15 protein-coding genes are annotated in these 19,989 nt (G+C 50.0%); 10 read left to right on the forward strand and 5 right to left on the reverse strand.

The genetic code is table 11. The features are described 5' to 3' along the window. Positions 1 to 12: 12 nt before the first annotated feature. The 4 genes from wzy to ACVWSC_RS07920 all read left to right on the forward strand — a co-directional run bounded on the left by wzy (position 13) and on the right by ACVWSC_RS07920 (position 6,565). A complete protein-coding gene (wzy, locus tag ACVWSC_RS07905; RefSeq protein WP_442112992.1) occupies positions 13 to 1,191 on the forward strand; it encodes an oligosaccharide repeat unit polymerase in 1,179 nt (392 codons plus the stop codon). Beyond that, positions 1,191 to 3,074, forward strand: coding sequence for an asparagine synthase (glutamine-hydrolyzing) (gene asnB / locus ACVWSC_RS07910; protein WP_442112994.1), 1,884 nt, complete (start codon positions 1,191 to 1,193; stop codon positions 3,072 to 3,074). Before wzy ends, asnB begins: the two co-directional genes overlap by 1 nt. Continuing rightward, complete coding sequence (locus ACVWSC_RS07915; protein WP_442114272.1) at positions 3,071 to 4,216, forward strand: glycosyltransferase family 4 protein; 1,146 nt, start codon at positions 3,071 to 3,073, stop codon at positions 4,214 to 4,216. The genes asnB and ACVWSC_RS07915 overlap by 4 nt, the downstream gene beginning before the upstream one ends. Before the next feature lie 1,218 nt (positions 4,217 to 5,434). Continuing rightward, positions 5,435 to 6,565: a glycosyltransferase family 4 protein gene (locus ACVWSC_RS07920; protein ID WP_442112996.1), complete on the forward strand. Its 1,131-nt coding sequence runs from the start codon at positions 5,435 to 5,437 to the stop codon at positions 6,563 to 6,565. 134 nt (positions 6,566 to 6,699) lie between these two features. Here the strand turns inward: ACVWSC_RS07920 and ACVWSC_RS07925 are convergent, their stop codons facing one another. After that, positions 6,700 to 8,694, reverse strand: a complete 1,995-nt coding sequence (locus tag ACVWSC_RS07925; protein WP_442112998.1) for a polysaccharide biosynthesis protein — start codon at positions 8,692 to 8,694, stop codon at positions 6,700 to 6,702. Between the two features lie 965 nt (positions 8,695 to 9,659). Here ACVWSC_RS07925 and ACVWSC_RS07930 point away from each other — a divergent pair. Together ACVWSC_RS07930 and ACVWSC_RS07935 are read left to right on the forward strand one after the other, a co-directional pair. Next, on the forward strand, positions 9,660 to 10,598 hold the full coding sequence (locus tag ACVWSC_RS07930) for an NAD-dependent epimerase/dehydratase family protein (RefSeq protein WP_442114273.1): 939 nt from the start codon (positions 9,660 to 9,662) through the stop codon (positions 10,596 to 10,598). Positions 10,599 to 10,610: 12 nt separating this feature from the next. Further along, a complete protein-coding gene (locus ACVWSC_RS07935; RefSeq protein WP_442113000.1) occupies positions 10,611 to 11,624 on the forward strand; it encodes an MraY family glycosyltransferase in 1,014 nt (337 codons plus the stop codon). 595 nt (positions 11,625 to 12,219) lie between these two features. On the opposite strand, the gene ACVWSC_RS07940 is transcribed toward ACVWSC_RS07935, so the two are convergent. Further along, a complete protein-coding gene (locus ACVWSC_RS07940; RefSeq protein ID WP_442113002.1) occupies positions 12,220 to 14,154 on the reverse strand; it encodes an acyltransferase family protein in 1,935 nt (644 codons plus the stop codon). Positions 14,155 to 14,388: 234 nt separating this feature from the next. Here ACVWSC_RS07940 and ACVWSC_RS07945 point away from each other — a divergent pair, with 234 nt between their 5' ends. Both ACVWSC_RS07945 and ACVWSC_RS07950 read left to right on the forward strand, forming a co-directional pair. Then, on the forward strand, positions 14,389 to 14,715 hold the full coding sequence (locus ACVWSC_RS07945) for a ComEA family DNA-binding protein (RefSeq protein WP_442113004.1): 327 nt from the start codon (positions 14,389 to 14,391) through the stop codon (positions 14,713 to 14,715). Positions 14,716 to 14,858: 143 nt separating this feature from the next. Next, positions 14,859 to 15,653, forward strand: coding sequence for an SDR family NAD(P)-dependent oxidoreductase (locus tag ACVWSC_RS07950; RefSeq protein ID WP_442113006.1), 795 nt, complete (start codon positions 14,859 to 14,861; stop codon positions 15,651 to 15,653). Between the two features lie 28 nt (positions 15,654 to 15,681). Here the strand turns inward: ACVWSC_RS07950 and ACVWSC_RS07955 are convergent, their stop codons facing one another. Continuing rightward, the gene (locus tag ACVWSC_RS07955; protein ID WP_133210748.1) at positions 15,682 to 15,849 is read right to left on the reverse strand and encodes a DUF2897 family protein; all 168 of its coding nucleotides are present in this window, start codon (positions 15,847 to 15,849) and stop codon (positions 15,682 to 15,684) included. Between the two features lie 178 nt (positions 15,850 to 16,027). Between ACVWSC_RS07955 and pyrF the strand changes: the two genes are divergently transcribed. Beyond that, positions 16,028 to 16,729 carry an orotidine-5'-phosphate decarboxylase gene (gene pyrF, locus ACVWSC_RS07960; RefSeq protein WP_442113009.1) on the forward strand — a complete coding sequence of 234 codons (702 nt, stop codon included), beginning with the start codon at positions 16,028 to 16,030 and terminating at the stop codon, positions 16,727 to 16,729. A gap of 90 nt (positions 16,730 to 16,819) precedes the next feature. Here the strand turns inward: pyrF and ACVWSC_RS07965 are convergent, their stop codons facing one another. Next, positions 16,820 to 17,824, reverse strand: a complete 1,005-nt coding sequence (locus ACVWSC_RS07965; protein WP_442113011.1) for an NADP-dependent oxidoreductase — start codon at positions 17,822 to 17,824, stop codon at positions 16,820 to 16,822. Between the two features lie 229 nt (positions 17,825 to 18,053). Here ACVWSC_RS07965 and ACVWSC_RS07970 point away from each other — a divergent pair, with 229 nt between their 5' ends. After that, a complete protein-coding gene (locus ACVWSC_RS07970; protein WP_442113013.1) occupies positions 18,054 to 18,815 on the forward strand; it encodes an SDR family oxidoreductase in 762 nt (253 codons plus the stop codon). On the opposite strand, the gene ACVWSC_RS07975 is transcribed toward ACVWSC_RS07970, so the two are convergent. Further along, positions 18,808 to 19,974 carry an MFS transporter gene (locus tag ACVWSC_RS07975; RefSeq protein WP_442113015.1) on the reverse strand — a complete coding sequence of 389 codons (1,167 nt, stop codon included), beginning with the start codon at positions 19,972 to 19,974 and terminating at the stop codon, positions 18,808 to 18,810. The two genes, ACVWSC_RS07970 and ACVWSC_RS07975, sit on opposite strands and share 8 nt — an antisense overlap. Positions 19,975 to 19,989 lie beyond the last annotated feature (15 nt).

The following is a 19,989-nucleotide window of genomic DNA, read 5'->3' on the forward strand; positions in this document are numbered from 1 at the left end:
AGGGATCAGAAATTGACAATTTCGCCGTTTTTTTGCTTGTTTTCTTTGTATTTTCTAGCAAATCTAGTGTCAATGGTTTTTGCCGTCAATGATGGAGGTATGGTATTAGAGGGTTATTTTTTTGAACTGGAGTCAGAATCGCTGGTTTATGCTTTCATTTTGCAAATGTCGAGTTTGTTGTTTCTCTATTTGTTCTATAGGGTTTTTTTTAACGGATGTCACAAGGGGGATTTTTTTCTAAAAAATGGTTATGGTTTTTTTCTAGCTGTCGTTCAGGTCGCTTTTTTGATATTTAATATTTCCGCCGGGGTCAACGTGGCTGGCGTGGAGTCAAAAGGCGGACTTGTTAACTATATTTTCATATTGCTGCAGCCTGACTTATTATTTCTACTGATCGGTGTTTGCCTAATCTCAAATAAGCTATTCTGGGTAAACTGTTTAATATTTTTAATTTCGATGTTTTTGCGCGGCTGGATGGGGGGTGTATTCGTTGTTATTATTTTGCTAATGTGCAGAATGCATCCGATGCGGGTTTCCTTGAGAGTTTTTTTTGGAGGCGCATTTGCAAGTGTATTATTTTTCGCATCTATTCCAGTCATTATTGAAGCTAAATGGGCAATGCGAACAGGCATGTCTGTTGTCGATTTTTTTTCCAGTCTGCCAAGTCCAGACTCCGAGAGTTATGAGGCAGCATTGCGTTATTTGTTGAATAGATTTCAACATGTAGGGCATGTGGCATTGATCCTGGAGAACTCTGAGCGATTGCAGTATTCATATCTCAAGGGGAGCTTTATCCCTTATTGGGCAGATGGACTTCCGCAGATGTTTTTTTACAAGATTCTTGGTATTGAATATATAAAATTAAATTCATATATGGTTGGCGATTTGTTTGGATTGCCTGATGTAAGTTGGAATACTAACCCTGGTATCGCCGGTTGGTTTGGTTTGCTTGGTATGTATGGCGTAGGTCTTTTTGTTTACTTATCAGCGCTGTTATTGGTTTCATTCGGTTTCGTAAGACAATATGGAGGGGGGAGAGTTGTGCTGCTAATCTCCTGCTTTTCTCTAGTTTATCTATACCATGGTTGGATAGGAGCATTTTTCAACATGGTATTTTTTGCTATAATTTTTCTGTTTTTTGTTCGTGTCAGACTGTTTAGTGGTCATGCAGGGCATAGGAATAATTTCTGATGTGTGGATTTTCTGGGTATTTTCAGTCTTCACCTATCTCGTACGATCCGGCTGAAGTTCTGCGGAGGATGGGGGACGCTATATACCGTCGTGGTCCAGATGATGGCGGCGAATGGTTTGATATAAATCAGGGTATCGGCTTGTCTCATCGTCGATTGGCGATTGTTGACTTGTCTTCAGCCGGAGCACAACCGATGCTCTCTGCATGCGGACGGTATGTCCTAGTGTTTAACGGAGAGATCTACAACCATTTAGAGTTGCGAAAAGAGTTGCAGAGGCATGGGCAGCACTTTAGTTGGCGTGGTCACTCGGATACCGAAACGCTACTGTCCTGTTTTGTAAATTGGGGAGTAGAGCGGACGTTAAAAAGTGCTGTAGGGATGTTTGCTTTTGCTTTATGGGATCGCCAGGATCGTACCCTCATCCTTGCTCGCGACCGTTTGGGCGAAAAACCTCTCTATTGGGGGTGGCAAGGAAAAACGTTGGTATTCGGTTCTGAACTCAAAGCACTGAAAGCACATCCATCATTTTCTGCCAGCGTGGACCGGGGAGCACTGTCTTTGCTCCTTCGACATAATTATATCCCTGCCCCCTACAGCATCTATAAAGGGATCAAAAAATTACTGCCCGGCCATTTCGTTTCTATTCCTTGCGGAGAGGAAGGCCGCAAAGCTGAGACTCATGCTTACTGGGATATGAACGCTGTAGTTGAGTCTGGGTTACGTACACCCTTTATTGGTACTGATGAAGATGCGGTTCAAACGCTCGAAGGTATATTGAGTAAAAGCATTTCCGAGCAAATGCTGGCTGATGTTCCATTGGGTGCATTTCTTAGTGGTGGCGTTGATAGCAGTTTGATTGTTTCACTTATGCAGAAGCAAAGCGAGCGTCCAATTAAAACCTTTACAATTGGTTTCCGTGAGGAAGGTTTTAATGAGGCTGAGCACGCGTTAGCGGTCGCACAACATTTGCATACAGAACATACCGAACTTTATGTCGGCTCCGCTGAAGCTATGGCAGTCATTCCAAAGTTGGCTGATATTTATTGCGAACCATTTGCGGATAGTTCGCAGATTCCGACATTCCTTGTTAGTCAGATGGCCAGACAACATGTAACCGTGGCATTAAGCGGGGATGCCGGTGATGAGCTTTTTGGTGGCTACAATCCTTATTTGTTCGCACCTAAAGTTTGGAGACACCTGTCGAGAGTTCCCTATGCCTTGCGAAAATTAGCATATCGTTTGGGTGGGCAGGTTAATTTGCCAGGGAAGTTTCAAGTCCTTTCTGAGATCGTTGACTCTCCTACGCGAGAAGTTTTTTATCAGAAACTTTTGAGCCACTGGAAGAAAACAGAAGGTGTTGTAATCAATGGAGAGGTTCCAGATACATTCTTTGATGCTGCTGAACTTTGGCCAGCGACAGATAGTTTTGAAAGCTGGATGATGGCTGTTGATGCCCAGACTTATATGGTGGATGACATACTTGTTAAGGTTGATCGAGCCGCAATGGCGAATAGCCTAGAAACACGTGTGCCATTACTAGATCACCGAGTGGTTGAGTTTGCTTGGAAGCTGCCATTAGATTTGAAAATTCGAGATGGAAAGGGTAAGTGGATCTTGCGTGAGTTGCTCTATCGGCACGTGCCGAAAGAATTGATTGAGCGTCCCAAAAAAGGATTTTCAATTCCTCTTGGAGCATGGTTAAGAGGTCCGCTACGTGAATGGGCGGAGTCGCTCCTTGATCCTGTAGTGCTAGCTCAACAAGGTTACTTTCATCCGCAACCCATCAGACAGCTTTGGCAGCAACACTTGACTGGAAGGGTTGATCGATCCAGACAGCTATGGAGTATCTTGATGTTCCAGGCCTGGTTGCAGGAGCAATGACTTTGAAGGTTTTGCATGTGATTGTGGGCCTTAATGTGGGAGGCGCCGAGCTAATGCTCAAGCGCTTGATTGAATCCCAGCTCAATTGGCCAGAGTACGAACATTCGGTTATTTCGCTTACCGATATCGGGATAATTGGTCCACAGTTGCAGGCGCAAGGAGTTCTTGTCAGCAGCTTAGAAATGCGCAATCTATTGGGCGCTCCTAAAGCCTTGTGCAGCTTGTACGGAAAAATTCGCCAATTACAGCCAGATATTGTGCAGACCTGGATGTATCATGCTGATTTGTTGGGTGGCTTAGCCGCGCGTGCTGCTGGAGTGCGAAATGTAATCTGGGGGGTGCGGACTACCGATCTAAGCAAGGGTGGAAAGCGTTCAACACGGTTAATTCGTAAATTATGCGCTTTCCTTTCAAGATTGCTGCCGTCCAAGATCGTTTGTGCTGCGGAAGCTTCAAGGAATGCTCACGTTAAAATCGGTTATGACAGCAGCCGTATGGAGGTCATCCCCAATGGTTTCGATCTCAGCCGTCTCGTCGCAACTAATACACAACGTGATGCAATACGCAAAAGTTGTTCCATTACCAATGAGCAGATTGTCATTGGCAGTCTTGGACGTTTCAACCCTGTAAAAGATCAAGCGAATTTCGTGGAGGCCACAGGAATTCTTGCAAAGCGTTACCCGTCATTGCGTTTCATGATGGTGGGAAGGGGGCTTGAAAGTTCTAATCAGGTGCTGACAAACCTAATTGAAGCTACAGGTTATCCTGATCGCTATATATTATTGGGTGAGCGGCAAGACGTACCCGCTTGTTTAATATCGATGGATATCTTTTGCCTTCACTCAAAGACAGAAGGCTTTCCCAATGTATTGGGCGAAGCGATGGCTGTTGGAGTGCCTTGTGTCGCCACAGATGTTGGTGATGCTGCTCTGCTGCTTGGCGGAAATGGTATTGTTGTACCACCACAGGATGCTGATTCACTTGCCAATGGCCTAGAGAATATGATCCAGCTTCCTCAAGAGCGCCGCGAACTACTTGCGAATCAGAGCAAGGCTCGAATTTTCAATGAGTTCTCACTGGAGCGCGCTTCTCTACGCTTCCGAGACCTGTACGACTCACTAATTGAAGCTCATGGTAAATAGGTATTTAAGAAGGCCAACGCAATGGAGTGAAATTAGTATAAAGATTATTATGGTTTTGGGGTTGTATATGTTTATGAGTAAAATTCGATGTTCGTTACTTTTCTAAAGTATTCCTAGAGTTTTTGTAACTGGCTATTTAGCGGTTCATGTTTTTTTGGTCGCGCGAGAAATTTTTAGGTTTTTCAGAGGCTAAAATTTTTTAATGTAATAGACTTGCTGTGAACAGCTTCGCTGTAGGATCGCTTCAATCTTTCGTTGAGTGAGGGAGTATGGCCTGGTTTAGCTATTATTAGGGTGCTAAGTGTTCGCCATATTTTCTTTGCTGAACTTAAAGTTGCGTACGTTTTATTGCTGCCGAGTGGCTCGTTTATTTGTTGGCAGGATTAGGTTGTTCGTTGTTGTTATTTTGACTGTTCTATCTCTTGCAGTATTCTCGGCTTGTGCAGTTGGTGTCTTGGGGCGGTGTTAAAATGCGTGGCTGATAGTTTTGTTGTATTTTGGTTCGCGGTCGTTCCTTATGTATTTTAAATACAATATTTAATGCAGAGCTTGTTGTTCAAATTGTTAGCTCTGCCTCTACAGACCACCCTATAAATTTCGTATAGCTAAAGCCTAAACTCTTTGATGCTCTGTTGAGCTGGGTGCTTGTGCAGCTTTGGGACGGCTAACCTTTTTACAATCTCCGTTGGTTTGAGATCTCACAAATATTCGGTTCTTTAATGGTTTGTGTTGGATTGTCGGGATTTCGAACGTAGCTTAGGGATGTTAACCTAGCTTAGGTAAGCCTACACCGGGGAGCCATTGAGCATGGTCAGGAGAAGGCTCAGTCTTTGTGCTGGCAACTCCAGCGCTGCGCCATCCGGTTAAAATAAGGAGATTGGTTGTTGCTCGCATACAGCTGGAGTCGAGCGTTGGTTACAATGGCTGCGATTGTAGCGGTGCTTCCCTCATAAATTCTTGTTAGCCTAGTAGAGTGACAGGATTTGGTTTTTTATGGGAGGCTGTTGGCAGTTTTTGAATTTATCGCCACTGTGGAAGTCGGAAGTATTTTTACGGTGAGAGATGGCGTCCCATAAATGCAAACACCTTGAGATTGGGGCGCAGAAATAGCTTGTTTTTCTCTAATGAAATTTGCACGCAATTGGGTCTGAATTGAGTCCGTGTAGTGGAATTTTCCAGGACAAGAATCAAATTGGATCAAGCACTGACAGGATTAACATGAAACCAGTTCTACTGATAATTGGGAATGATGCCAAATATTTCCTTTCGCATCGTCTACCTATCGCTCTGGCAGCACGAGAAGAAGGGTACGAGGTTCATATTGCCACTCCAGAGGGGCCGTCTGTTAAGGAAATAAAAAGCCTGGGTTTCAGTCATCACGAACTGTTCTTCTCGCGGAGTGGTACTAATCCTTTCGGTGAGTTGAAAGCTTTACTTTCAATTTGTTCGCTTTGCTGGAGTCTTCGCCCCGAAGTTCTTCATTTGGTAACTATAAAGCCTGTTCTATACGGTGGCATCGCAGCGCGATTGTCACCAGTAAAAGGTGTGCTGGCAGCAGTTCCTGGGCTTGGTTTTATATTTATGGCTCGGGGAGTTAAGGCAAACTTGGTGCGGGGAATAATAAGCATCATGTACCGGCTTGCATTGGGTAAGCGGAATCTTTTAGCTGTTTTTCAGAATCCAGATGATCAGAAAGCATTAATGGATATAGGAGCAATTACCCTCCAAAAGAGTATGATCATTCGCGGCTCCGGTGTGAGCCTTTTGCAATATAGTATGTCTCCTGAGGTCGACGGTGTACCGGTCGTTACTTTTGCTGCCCGTCTTTTACGTGATAAGGGTGTTATTGAATTTGTGGAGGCGGTACGAATTCTTAAGTCGAGAGGTTTGAATGCACGTTTTCAATTAGTTGGTAATATTGATCGAGGTAATCCAACTAGTATTTCTGCAGAGAATGTTGACAGCTGGCTGAATGAAGGTGTGGTCCAGTCCCTTGGCTACTGTAGTAACATGGCGGAAGTTTTGAAAAATTCACATGTTGTGGTACTTCCCTCTTATCGGGAAGGGTTACCGAAAGTTTTAATAGAAGCGGCGGCTTGTGGACGTGCGGTGGTTACTACAGATGTTCCGGGCTGTAGAGATGCTATTGATCCTGATGTGTCAGGGTTGCTGGTTCCTGTTCGAAATGCATCTGCGTTGGCTGAGGCGATCCAACGCTTGCTTGAGAATCCAGAGCTCCGCCGGGAAATGGGGCTCGCTGGACGTGCTCTGGCTGAGCGCGCATTTGCTATCGAAAGTGTAGTTTCGAAGCATTTGGAAACTTATAGGCTGCTGGAGCGCAATATTTAAAAAAGCGTGAATGCATCCGGTAATCTTGGTTAAGTTTTATAAACCCTTTGCCTTTCAACCCAAACCTGGCCTGGGGTGTTGATTGACACTCGAAGGCCAGTTCTGGAGTTTTATATTCTGATTACTTTAAAGGTTTACAGTTCCAAGCGTCTCTGTTGATAAACCCAGTCGACAATCTCCCCTTCTGGGGTGTACCCGGTCACTGTCGCCCTCAAGAGCTGCCGAACACGTGTGAAATCCTCTTGAGAAGCGGCGCTCAATAGCTCGGAGAGACGGTTTTTGAGTGTATCCCAAGGAAGGTAATCCTCGTTTGCTCTCATAATCATAGGGTGCTGAGTTGGCGCAACGTTGTCGCCAATCAGTAGTTCCTCATAGAGTTTCTCACCGGGACGCAGTCCCGTAAACTCTATAGCAATATCACCATGTGGATTCTGCTCGGAGCGAACGCTCAATCCGGAAAGATGTATCATTTTTTCGGCTAAATGGGCAATGCGAACAGGGTCGCCCATATCCAGTACGAATACATCCCCCCCTTGCCCCATTGATCCTGCCTGGATCACCAATTGTGCGGCCTCTGGAATCGTCATGAAATACCGGGTGATCTTGGGGTGGGTTACTGTCAGGGGGCCGCCAGCTTTAATTTGTTTATGAAAAAGTGGAATTACTGAGCCTGAAGAGCCCAATACATTTCCAAATCGTACCATTGTGAACCGCGTCTTATTTACGCGCGCAACATTTGCTGAGTCGCCAAATAATACGGGAGCCATTTCCTTGCTCAGTGCTTGTAGTGAAAGCTCGGCCAAGCGTTTGGTGCTACCCATGACGTTTGTCGGACGTACTGCTTTATCGGTAGAAATGAGTACAAAATTTTCAACATTGGCTTGAAGTGCGGCTTGAGCTGTATTCAAAGTGCCAATGACATTGTTGAATACGCCCTCGGCTATATTGTGCTCTACCATCGGAACATGTTTATAGGCTGCCGCGTGATAGACAGTGTTTACATGCCACATGCTCATTGTGTCATACAAGTGCTTCTGGTTGCGTATAGAGCCCAGGAAGGGAAGAACTCGCACGGGGAGCGATTCACGAGTGACACGTTGTTCGAGTTCACCAAGGATGCTGTAAAGATTAAATTCACTATGCTCGAAGAGGATTAGCGCTTTAGGTTCAAGAGAAATAATTTGCCGACAGAGCTCTGAGCCAATGGAGCCTCCGGCACCAGTTACCATTACGGTCTGACCCGTAATGCATTTAGCAAGCAGATCACCCTGAGCAGGCACTGCATCGCGTCCAAGCAAGTCCGCGATATCTACTTCCTGAATGTCATCCACCTTCACGCGTCCGCTTGCAAGGTCCATTACGCTTGGAACGCTACGAACGTGCAACGAAAATTTTTCGAGAAGCCCGAGAATTTCGCTACGCCGTGCGCGTGTTGCTGAGGGTATAGCGAGCAGTACTTCGTCGGCGCCGGTCATATCTATCATTCGTTGGATGTCGGTACCCCTGAATACCTGCAAGCCCGAAATGACGCGATCCGCAATGCTTTCATCGTCATCAATGAATGCTACTGGGCGCATTGCCCGATCCAGGCGCAGTGCTGCCATGAGCTGGTTGCCAGCTGCACCTGCTCCGTAGATTGCTACCTTTGGTAGCCCGTCTTTAAAATTGGTGAAGGGGACGTGTTGCTTAGTAGCGTACCAATCTCCAAGGAAGAACTGGCGCATTACTAGGCGTAAGCCCCCGATCATGACAAGGCTAAGCCACCAGTAGTTGAAAATTATAGAGCGCGGGACAACGGTTGTGTGGTTGCTATACCAATAGACCACAAGAGCTAAGACGAGGGCTGATAGGCTAACTGCCTTGGCAATCATTATTAAGGCATCGTTTCCAAAATAACGCATTACCGCTCTGTACATACCGAAGCGGATAAAGATAGGTATCGCTACCAATGGTGCGGCTATGAATAGCCAAAAATGGCCCTTAAGCGGATTATTCAAATCCTCGAGTCCTAAGCGAACCACAAAAGCCAGCCAAAGCGCGAACCAAACTAACAGCACATCCGTAAAAACTTGTACTATGCGCTTATGCGGTCGTGGCAGCTCTAGCATGCGCTTTCTTAATTTATCCATAACCCCTCTATCTATCCTCAGTTTCTGCATTCATGCTCTGAGTAAAATACCCTTCAGCTAATAGTCGCTAACCATTGAAGCTTCTCTGTCTTCCGGCCCCGAAGCTTGAGTAGGCTACCCTGCCTTTGCTGGGTATCGCTATGCGGCTTGTCGGAAAGGACGCGAGGTAGCGATGCCTTGGCTTGGTCAGATCAGCCTGCAGATTATGACGCTTTCTGTGCGTTCAGGTGTGTTTTATTTGCCCTGTGTGCCACCCCGGGCAGGCAAACCTTATCCTGGCCAAGCGGCAGTTCGAAAATGGTCTCGACCACTACTTTCCTTGGTGGCGCCACGCCAGCCTTGCTGATTTTTGATTCGCCCTTAATTGAGGCGCTGATAGCTCAAATAGTGGAAGGTTTACAGTAAGCACTGCCATCACTTCCGGCGTAAACGGCATCACGGCCTGTACGTGAGTGACATTGCCCCATCGTCGCTCTGTCGCAGAAACCTCAATGCCTTGCCTCTAAGGCTATGTGCCCTTAAAGCAGCGCGGCTAAGCTCTCATCAGTCAATGGGCAAATATTTTGCTCGTATCGTCCTGCCATGGTACGGTCTTGGCCATCATTGAGTTCATGTGACAAGCTATAATTCCAGCCAAGCTTCGGCTTCGACCAAATCTGCGGTTGACTCAGACGACTCGACCTAACGGCTTTTCGAGCGCCCATTGGTCAATCCGTTTGGCCGCAAGCGAAGTATGGTTGTGAGGTTTTTTCCTGATTGGGTATGCGGGAAGAGCGGACGGTTTCGGATATAATGGTGCAGCGTTCTTGAGTCTAGGTACTTGGTCCTCTTCAGTAATAATCAAATACAAAGATCCCTCCTTGGTTCTCAGTCTAGGGTTGGTCTTTGATGGTGATTAATTGTTGTGAGTACAATAGATTTAGTTTAATTGGCGGGCTGATGAGGGAACTAAGTCAGTGAAAATCATGCTAACTGGTGCGACGGGGTTTGTTGGTCGCGCGCTTATAACGCACTTGCATCGTCTTGGCCACGAGTGTGTCGGTGTTTCGCGAGCGAAAGTCGAGATTGTTTCGGGGGTGGTTACACAAGCCGTCGGGGATATTAGCGATGATACCGACTGGAGAGATCTTCTGGCTAGCGTGGAGTGCGTTATCCACTTAGCGGCGAGAGCTCATCTGCTTAATGATCGCGTTATTAACCCACAGTTAGAGTTTGATCGAGTAAACTACCACTCTACTATGAACTTGGTTCGGCAAGCTGCTGAGGCTGGTGTCAAGAGGTTTGTCTATATAAGCAGCATTGGTGTTCACGGGGCTTCATCCGGAGATGTTCCTTTTACAGAAGTTTCAGCGTTAGCGCCTCACTCGTTTTATGCTAAGTCAAAGTTAAAGGCAGAGGAAGGAATTATACGCTACCTGAAAGACAAACCGATGGAATGGGTTGTAGTCCGTCCACCGTTGATTTATGCCGCCGATGCGCCTGGAAATTTCCAACTACTGCTCAAGTTAGTCAGAAAGGGTCTACCACTTCCTTTCGGTAATGTGTGTAACGCCCGCTCCATGGTTGCTCGGGAAAATGTTGTTGATTTTCTCACCTGTTGTGCCTCCCATCCGCGGGCGGCAAGGGAAGTGTTTGTAGTTGCTGATGGTCAAGATTCATCCATTGGTGAAATCGTCGAGTTGATCGGACGAGGAATGGGAGTTCGCACGCGACTTTTTAGCGCGCCAGTCAGCTTTATTAAATTTTGTGCACGTCTGATCGGACGTCAGAATATGTACGTCCAATTATTTGAGTCATTGCAAGTAGATGCTGCCAAGGCAGCAGAACTACTCGAGTGGCGGCCAGTGGTCAGATCAGATGAGGCATTAATCGATAGCGGACGGCTGTTCCAATCTGGCAAGTAAAGTGGTGATTAAATGAGTTTTCTTTTTATTGTAGTTGCGGTTCTATCAGCATGGGGGCTGACTTGGCTATTACGTCGTTATGCGCTGGCACGCAGCATCATAGATGTCCCTAATGCTCGCAGTTCTCATTGTGTACCCACCCCCCGAGGGGGGGGAGTTGCCATCGTCGTATCGTTTTTGGTAGCGCTGGTGTGGATGCGTAGCTCTGGATTGGTGGATGCTGTGACCACTTGGTCCGTGTTTGGCGCCGGTGTCGCTATCGCCATATTGGGTTTTCTAGACGACCATGGACACATCGCTGCGCGGTGGCGGTTACTCGGTCATTTTGGCGCTTCGGCCTGGGCTTTATGGTGGTTAGGCGGACTACCGCCGTTGACACTTTTCGGTAGTGAGTTACAAATGGGGTGGATAGGCCACAGCTTGGCTTTATTCTACTTGGTGTGGTTGCTCAATTTGTACAATTTCATGGACGGGATCGATGGTCTAGCCAGTGTTGAAGCAATTACTACATGTATTAGTGTTTGCCTGTTGTACATATTAGTAGAAGCTCCGGATTTGGTGTCGCTACCACTAATACTAGCCGCAACCGTGGCAGGATTTTTATTCTGGAATTTCCCACCAGCCCGGATTTTTATGGGAGATGCGGGTAGCGGTTTTCTTGGAATTACCTTGGGTATTCTTTCGTTACAGGCGGCCTGGGTTTCATCCGACTTACTCTGTGCGTGGCTAATTCTGCTCGGTGTATTCATTGTTGATGCCACAGTTACTTTACTACGTCGTTTGCTGCGCGGAGACAAGGTTTACGAAGCGCATCGAAGTCATGGATATCAGTATGCTTCTCGTCGGTTCGGTCGGCATTTGCCTGTGACCTTGGCGGTCTTACTGATCAACCTCATCTGGCTATTACCTATGGCTGCCTTGGTAGCACTCAATTACATTGATGCTGCTGTTGGAGTAATAATTGCCTGGTCTCCTCTGGTCGTTCTGGCGTTCTTGTTCAATGCAGGGGAGCTTGAGAAAGTTTAATCGAGCTTTAAGTTTGCAAGGGTTTTGCCGAGAATTACTTCATTTGCGGTGAATCAGACTCTGTACGGAAAAATATAATGCTACCTGTTTTCCGTGCAGAGCTTACATTCGATCGAAGCGTTAGCTGGCGATCAAGTGTGCGTTATGCAGTGTCGCTACACCAAATATGATGATCAATTGAGTGAACTCCGTTACAGGGTCTGATGATACCTTTGCACGCTAATCTATTGGTCTCCGATGGTAAGCTCAATGGTTGTTGTAACTTCGGACGGTCGCTTAGCAGTAACCTCGAGCGGATCAACTGTTGATAGCAAATTTGCTGGTCGACCTCGCTAAAGCAGTATCCACGTATGGATGATGTTAGCGCTGATGCTCTCTCTGATAGAGAGGCTGGAAGTGGTTACTTCGAGCGGCTGTTGTTAATGCGCGACTGGGGGGGGGCGAAGGTTTTTCAGGTAGGGGCATTGTTCGTGCGAAGAAATCTTGGTGGTAAGAGCGATTGTATTCACTTAATAATAAGCGAATACAATCGCTCTTAATTCTGCAGGCTGGCGTAGGCGTGGATAGAAGCTTATGTTTGTTTCATGAAAAGCTATTAATGAAAATCTGAAACTTCTGTAAGTTTATTTGTAATTACCGTAGACGCTTTGGTGGACCCATCAATTGATAGGTGAGTGGCGTCGGAGTAAAGGATTTTCCCACTTTCTATTGTGCTGCACATTCCGTCCGGGCATAGGGCTTCGAAAGAATCAATATAGTATGTGTTTTTGTGATTTCTCGCAAAATTCTTCAGTATCATATTGATTTTGTAAGAGTATGCCTGTTCTGCTCGATAGTGCATGCTTTCTTCGCATCGTTGGTAAACATAGCTTGGGCGCAATAGGCAAGAAGCAGCAGATTTACTTAATGAAAGATACGGTTGACTACCCACAATTATGAACGGACGGTCGCCAATGTCTGAACGAACGCCTGAAAGCAGGTTGGTAATCACTGTGGCGTAGTCTTCGTCACTTGACGAGTTTACTAGAGTCCCGGCAGAGTCCACAATTTTATTTTTGTACCCGTCCCAGCTTTGGGCGAACACGAATGGCAGATTGTTACCATTGAGGCTGGATATTATCTTTGCATAGGAATCGCGGCAGTCTTGTCGAGGTACATTATTAAGCGTTCTGGTATATTCGCCTGATAGTACACAACCGTGCTGGAATATGCCGTCTATGTACAAGCCCTTTCCCTTCAAGAGTTTATCTATGCCGGAGGCATATTGGTGGGCGAAACTATCGCCGCCAATAACTGCTATTTTTTTTCCGGAGGTGTCACCAAGGGGGGTTTCAAGTTTAAATCCAGTTCCGCCATAGTTTGATCTGTGGAATTTGACTGGGTCCGATGCCATGGCTAAATAGCTTGCGGGGACTCGGCTAGGAATTCCTTTGTTGTTCACGATAGAGGTTGAGGCAATAAATACTGCGAAAGACCCTAGCGCAGTTAGTGTGGTTCCAATTATGAGAGTTAATTGTTTTCTAGATATGAAGACTCTTTCAATTGCTTTGTATTGGAGCCATCCAAGGGCGATTGAAACGATCAGAAGTGCTAGTTTGTCTGGAGTCTCAAGCTCGCGAAATACGTAATATTTGTATAGTACCAGCAGTGGCCAGTGAACCAAATATACAGAGTAGGATATAAGGCCAATGGATACTGCAGGTTTAATTCTTAGTATCGCTCCGGCAGAAGAGTAGCCGTAAGCAATACATAGAGCCGTTCCTATGACCGGGATCACTGCATGAAGCCCAGGGAAGGGGTCAGCTGAATTAAGAAGAAATGCTGATGCAATTATAGAAACTGCGCCGATGGTGAAAAGTGATGAGCTGATTTTATCACTTACTTGTGACTGGCTTAGAAAGGCAAGTAGGCCTCCAGACGACAGTTCAAAAATTCTAAATGGAGTAAGGAAATATGCCGCGGAAGAATCAATGGATAACATGAGTTCTGACGCGATGAGAGAAGCGATAGTTATTGATAATAATGTTAGGGTTGATAGGTTTTTTGGGAGTTTTACAATGGCCCACATGATGAACGGCCAGACTAAATAGAATTGCCATTCAGCAGCAAGGGACCATGTGTGTAGCAGCGCTTGAGTCTGTGCTGATGCGTCAAAATAATCCTGATGTTGCCAAAAATATATATTTGAAATAGAAAGTATGGCGTGTTTTGCTGACTCTGCGAGAGATGAAAATGAGGCAGGGTCAAAAATTACGTAGGCTGCTGCAAGGGTAGTAGCAACTGTTGATATCAGTGCAGGGTGCAGCCGAAGCAGACGGCGAATATAAAAATCTACAAAAGAGAAAGATCCCTTTTGCATTGATCCTCGAATTATCCCAGTTATTAAAAAGCCAGAGATCACAAAGAATACATCTACGCCTATAAAACCACCGGGCACACCAAGTTCGAAGTGGAATAGTAGTACCAGGATAACTGCAATAGCCCTGAGGCCGTCTATGTCTGGCCTATAGACCAACTGTTTGCCTTGCATTTCGTAGATTTCCCTTCTGGGGCCGCTTTCGGGTCGCAGATGATACCGTTTTGCCCGCTATACGGGGCTTTTTTATGCCGAATGAAGGACCTTAACCCCTAGCAGGGCTTGTCCCAGTCCGATTTAGAAACGATTCCCTTGTCGCTCCCAATTTGACTCCCCCCCATCCCGTTCTACGGTTCAAAGGCAGCCAAGGAAAAGCTGCCTTCGAAATCACCCTAGGAGTCAAACCCCATGCGCAACACCGTCCTGACCTACCTGCTGCTCCCCCTGTTCGCCAGCGCTTCCCTTGCCCTCAACGCAGCCCCAGCCACTGAGCCCGTGACAAGCCCAGTGCCTGTCGTCGCTACACAACAAACCACCCCGCAGCTAGACCTCAACACGGCCGACGCACTCACCCTCCAAACAACCCTCAGTGGCATCGGCAAAACCAAAGCCGAAGCAATCGTCGCCTACCGTCAGGAGCACGGCGCCTTTGCTTCAGTGGACGAGTTGTTGGAAATCAAAGGCATCGGCAAAGCCTTGCTAGACCGCAACCGAGACAAGCTCACCGTCAACTAGCCTTCGTGCAAAGGCCGGTCAGTTGACCGGCCTTTTTGTTTGGAGGCGCCTTTGGTCGGGGGGGTATTGTGAAAATATTACGCTGGTAATATTTTGCTCGGGCAAAGCGAACCAATCACGGCGACCCCTCGGAGATCACCGCTATGTCAGGCTTCTCGCAATCCTTTACCGCGCTCGTCACGGGCGCTTCTTCTGGAATTGGTGCGGTCTATGCCGAGCGCCTCGCTGCCCGAGGCCACGATTTGTTGTTGGTTGCTCGAGATCGTCAGCGTCTTGAAGCCCTGGCCGCCGATCTTCAGGCCCGTCATGGCATCAATGTCGAGGTGCTACCCGCAGACCTTGCGCAATCGGCTGATGTGGCACGCGTTGAGCAGCGCCTTCGCGACGATCAGCGCATCAGCGTGCTGGTTAACAATGCTGGAATCGCCATGCATGGCACCTTGGCGCAGGCTACGGCCGAGCAGATCGACGCTTTGGTGGCGCTCAATATTGTCGCGTTGACGCGCTTGGCATCTGCGGCGGCCACGCAGTTCGGCAATGCCGGGCGCGGTACCATCATCAATCTGGCTTCTGTTGTGGCGTTGGCGCCGGAATTGTTCAATGCGGTGTACAGCGCCAGTAAGGCCTATGTGCTGAGTCTGACCCAAACGCTGCAGGGCGAGTTGAGGGACAAAGGCGTGCAGGTTCAGGCTGTGTTGCCCGGTGTTACGCGCACGGAGATCTGGGAGCGTTCAGGACTGGATGTCGCCCATATCGATCCGCAGATGGTCATGGAAGCAGGGGAGATGGTGGATGCCGCGCTCAGCGGGCTGGAAAGCGGGGAGTTGGTAACCATCCCGTCGCTGCCCGATGCGGCAGATTGGTACGCTTATATCAAGGCGCGCGATGCTTTGGGGCCAAATCTTTCGCGCAGTTCGGCAGCAGCACGTTACAAGTGATGCTGTGACTTAAATCAGGCCGCCGGGCTTAGCGGTCTTGGGCATCCTTGGCATCCATTTCTGCATTGCGTTCATGAATGCGTTTGAGCTGCTCCTCGGTCAGGGGCAGCTTTTTCGCGGTGTCGCGCAGCAGCATCAGGCCACCAACGATGGAGCCTATCGCGAGCACCAGAATCAACCAGGCATACCAGGGCATGGGGACCTCCTTTGCGCGGCGAACGTCGCTGCGTCTATAAATTGGAGCGAATCTGTTATTTGTTGGTTCAATTATAGGGGCGCCTGCTTTGCGGGGCCAATTCGCGATCATCGGCCCCCCACACGCCGCTGCTTCGTTTACAATGCGCGCCGTTCAAGACTTGCCAAGAGACCAGCCCATGTCCGCCTGCCAGACGCCCATCATTGTCGCCCTGGATTTCCCTACCCGTGACGCCGCCCTGAAACTGGCGGATCAACTCGATCCGTCCCTGTGCCGGGTCAAAGTCGGCAAAGAGCTGTTCACCAGCAGCGCGTCGGGCATTGTTGAAACGCTGGTTGGGAAGGGCTTCGAGGTGTTCCTCGATCTGAAATTCCACGATATCCCCAACACCACGGCGATGGCGGTGCAGGCTGCTGCAGAAATGGGTGTGTGGATGGTTAACGTTCACTGCTCCGGCGGTCTGCGCATGATGTCGGCGTGCCGTGAAGTGCTGGCCAAGCGCACGGGGCCGCAGCCACTGCTGATCGGTGTCACCGTGCTTACCAGCATGGAGCGCGAAGACCTTGCCGGTATTGGTTTGGATATCGAGCCGCAGGAGCAGGTGCTGCGCCTGGCAGCCTTGGCCGAGAAGGCCGGGATGGACGGTTTGGTCTGCTCGGCGCTGGAAGCTCCGGCACTGAAGGCTGCGCATCCGTCGCTGCAGTTGGTGACTCCGGGTATTCGCCCAGCCGGTAGTGCGCAGGATGACCAGCGTCGTATCCTCACTCCGCGCCAGGCGCTGGATGCCGGTTCCGATTATCTGGTGATCGGTCGCCCGATCAGCCAGGCTGCTGATCCTGCCCAGGCATTGGCAGCAGTCGTCGCAGAGATTCGCGGCTGATTTGAAATCGGCCAGTAGGGGTGGGCTTGCTCCGCGATTGCGATGTATCTGATACACCGCAATCGCGGGGCAAGCCCGCTCCTACATTGGTTAAATCTTCAGTACTAGCTTGCCGAAGTTTTCTCCGCTGAACAGCTTCAATAGCGTTTCAGGGAAGGTTTCCAGACCTTCGACTACATCTTCTTTGCTCTTCAGCTTGCCGCTCGCCAGCCAGCCGGCAATCTCCTGGGCCGCTGTGCCGTAGTTGGCGGCATGGTCCATCACCACGAAGCCTTCCATACGCGCACGGTTAACCAGCAATGACAGGTAGTTGGCCGGGCCTTTGACTGCTTGTTTGTTGTTGTACTGGCTGATGGCGCCGCAGATCACTACCCGCGCCTTGAAGTTCAGGCGACTCAACACAGCGTCGAGGATGTCCCCGCCGACGTTGTCGAAGTAGACGTCCACGCCTTTCGGGCATTCGCGCTTGAGACCTTCAAGTACGTCTTCGGCTTTGTAGTCAATGACGCCGTCAAAGCCCAGCTCGTCGATCAGGTAGCGGCATTTTTCCGCGCCACCGGCAATCCCGACGACCCGGCAACCTTTGAGTTTGGCGATTTGCCCGGCAATGCTCCCCACAGCGCCGGCGGCACCGGACAGCACAACAGTTTCACCGGCCTTCGGTGCGCCAACCTCCAGCAGGGCGAAATATGCAGTCATGCCGGTCATGCCTAAAGCTGAAAGGTAGCGGGGTAGGGGGGCCAGTTTGGGGTCGATCTTGTAGAAGCCTTGTGGCTCGCCAACAAAGTAGTCCTGCACGCCAAGTGGGCCGTTCACGTAGTCGCCTACAGCGAAAGCAGGGTGTTTCGAGGCAATCACTTCGCCCACACCCAGGGCGCGCATCACCTGGCCGATCCCCACCGGCGGGATGTATGACTTGCCTTCGTTCATCCAGCCGCGCATGGCCGGGTCCAACGACAGGTACAGGTTTTTCACTTGCACCTGACCTTCGGCAGGTTCGCTCAAGGGTGTCTGCTCGAAGTTGAAATCGTCACGGCTGACAGCGCCGATCGGGCGTTTGGCGAGTAGGAAACGGCGGTTGGTCTGTGGGGTCATGACGGCGTCTCGCGTAAAGGTCAAAGCTTGTTGATAGACCCTCATCGGCATTCCGACAAGGTTTACCCGCCTGGCGAATGCATCGTGATCCATGGGGGTGATCCAAGTGAGGTGAGATAATCACTCACAGCGATAGCCTGCCAACGGGCACCTTGATGATGCTGCCCATTGCTGATGATGACTGCATAGACTCCGGGTCGTTGACCTCACTTTGTTGCAGGAGCAAGCGATGACGATGACTTTTTCCGGCCAGGTTGCCCTGGTCACCGGCGGTGCCGCAGGTATCGGCCGCGCAACTGCCCTGGCGTTTGCTGCTGAAGGATTGAAGGTAGTAGTAGCTGATCTGGATGCCGTTGGCGGCGAAGGAACGGTGGAGTTGATCCGTGCCGCAGGCGGCGAGGCGTTGTTCGTTGCCTGCGATGTCACCCGCGAGGCCGACGTTCAGCGCTTGCTGGCCAGCACCGTTGAGGCCTATGGCCGCCTCGACTATGCCTTCAACAATGCTGGCATCGAAATTGAGCAGGGGCGGCTGGCCGAAGGTAGCGAAGCCGAGTTCGACGCGATCATGGGCGTTAACGTCAAAGGTGTGTGGTTGTGCATGAAGCATCAACTGCCGTTACTGGTGGCGCAGGGCGGCGGGGCGATTGTTAACACCGCTTCGGTGGCGGGGCTGGGGGCAGCGCCGAAGATGAGCATTTACAGCGCGTCCAAGCATGCAGTGATCGGTCTGACGAAATCCGCGGCCATCGAGTACGCCAAGAAAAAAATCCGCGTCAATGCGGTGTGTCCGGCGGTGATCGATACCGATATGTTCCGCCGTGCCTATGAAACGGACCCACGCAAGGCCGAGTTTGCTGCTGTCATGCACCCGGTGGGGCGAATTGGCAAGGTGGAGGAAATTGCCAGTGCCGTGCTGTACTTGTGCAGCGATGGTGCGGCGTTCACCACCGGGCAGGCTCTGGCGGTTGACGGCGGGGCTACCGCTATTTGATCGGGGCCAGTGTAACGGGCGCGGCTCTGTTGCGGTGCAGCAGAGCCAGGCTGGTCACCAGGCAACCAGCCAGCAGGGTCAGGCCGAATACCAGCAATGAGGCTGCGGTGCCGATGTTCTCGATCAGCAGGCCGGTGAGAATGACCGGCAGGCTGAAGCCGATATAGGCCAGCAAGAAGAAGCCTGCGCTGGCACGGCTCTTTTGCTCACCGGCCAAGTGAGTCACTGCCGACAAACCACCCAGATAAATAAAGCCATAGCACGCGCTGCTTGCGGCTATCGCCCCGATTAGTACTGCCAGTAGGTGCCCGTTGTCAGCACCCCAGGCCAGCAGTGCATAGCTGCAAGGCAATACCGCAAGGCCGAGGAGGGTGGCTGTGCCAGATGGCATGCGCCGGGCCAACGGTTGAAACAACACACCACAACTGATCACGCAGAACGTTGAAAACCCAGACCAGCGGCTCAAGCCATGTTCCTTGAGAATGGCAGGCAGCAACGCCGACACCAGACCGACACAGGCCCACGCCAAGAGTATCGCCACGCCATACGGCAGACTGCCACTGGGGTAGCAGGGCAGGCGTAACCAAGGGCTGCGGCTGTTTTGGCGCTGATCAGGCAAACGCCAGACCAGTACCAGCGCCAAGCCGGCCAGTACCACCTGAAGATAAAAGCTGTCAGGGGTCAGGGTTGGTGCGTGTAACAGGCACAGACTGGTCATCGCCGCCCCGAGGCCAAAGCCCAGTGATGTGCTGGCGGTGACCCAGTTGGTTGCGCGAGAGGTGTCGGCGTTTTGCATCAGCTCGCCCATATACGCCGTACCGGTTGCTGAGGCCAGCGCCGTGCCGATGCCCAGCAGCAAGCGCGCCAGCCCCAGGGTTTCCAGGCCGGGCGCCGCTAGCATCAGCGAAGTGGCCAGAATCGACAGGCCCAGAGCGACAAGGATTAACGGCCTGCGCCCGACCCGATCTGCCAGACCGCCGAGCAACAGCAGCACCGGTATCACGCCCAGCACATAGGCTGAGAAGGCCACTGCCGTGGCGCTTGCACCTTTGCCGGAAAGCTCGGCGTAGACGGTGTACAGCGGCGCCTGCAGATTGACGGCGAAGGTGATCATGCACAGGGCAAAGGCCAATTGGGCCGGGGCGCGTGGGGCAGGCATTGAGGTCTCCTTGTC

Source organism: Pseudomonas sp. NUPR-002 (genome assembly GCF_056322725.1).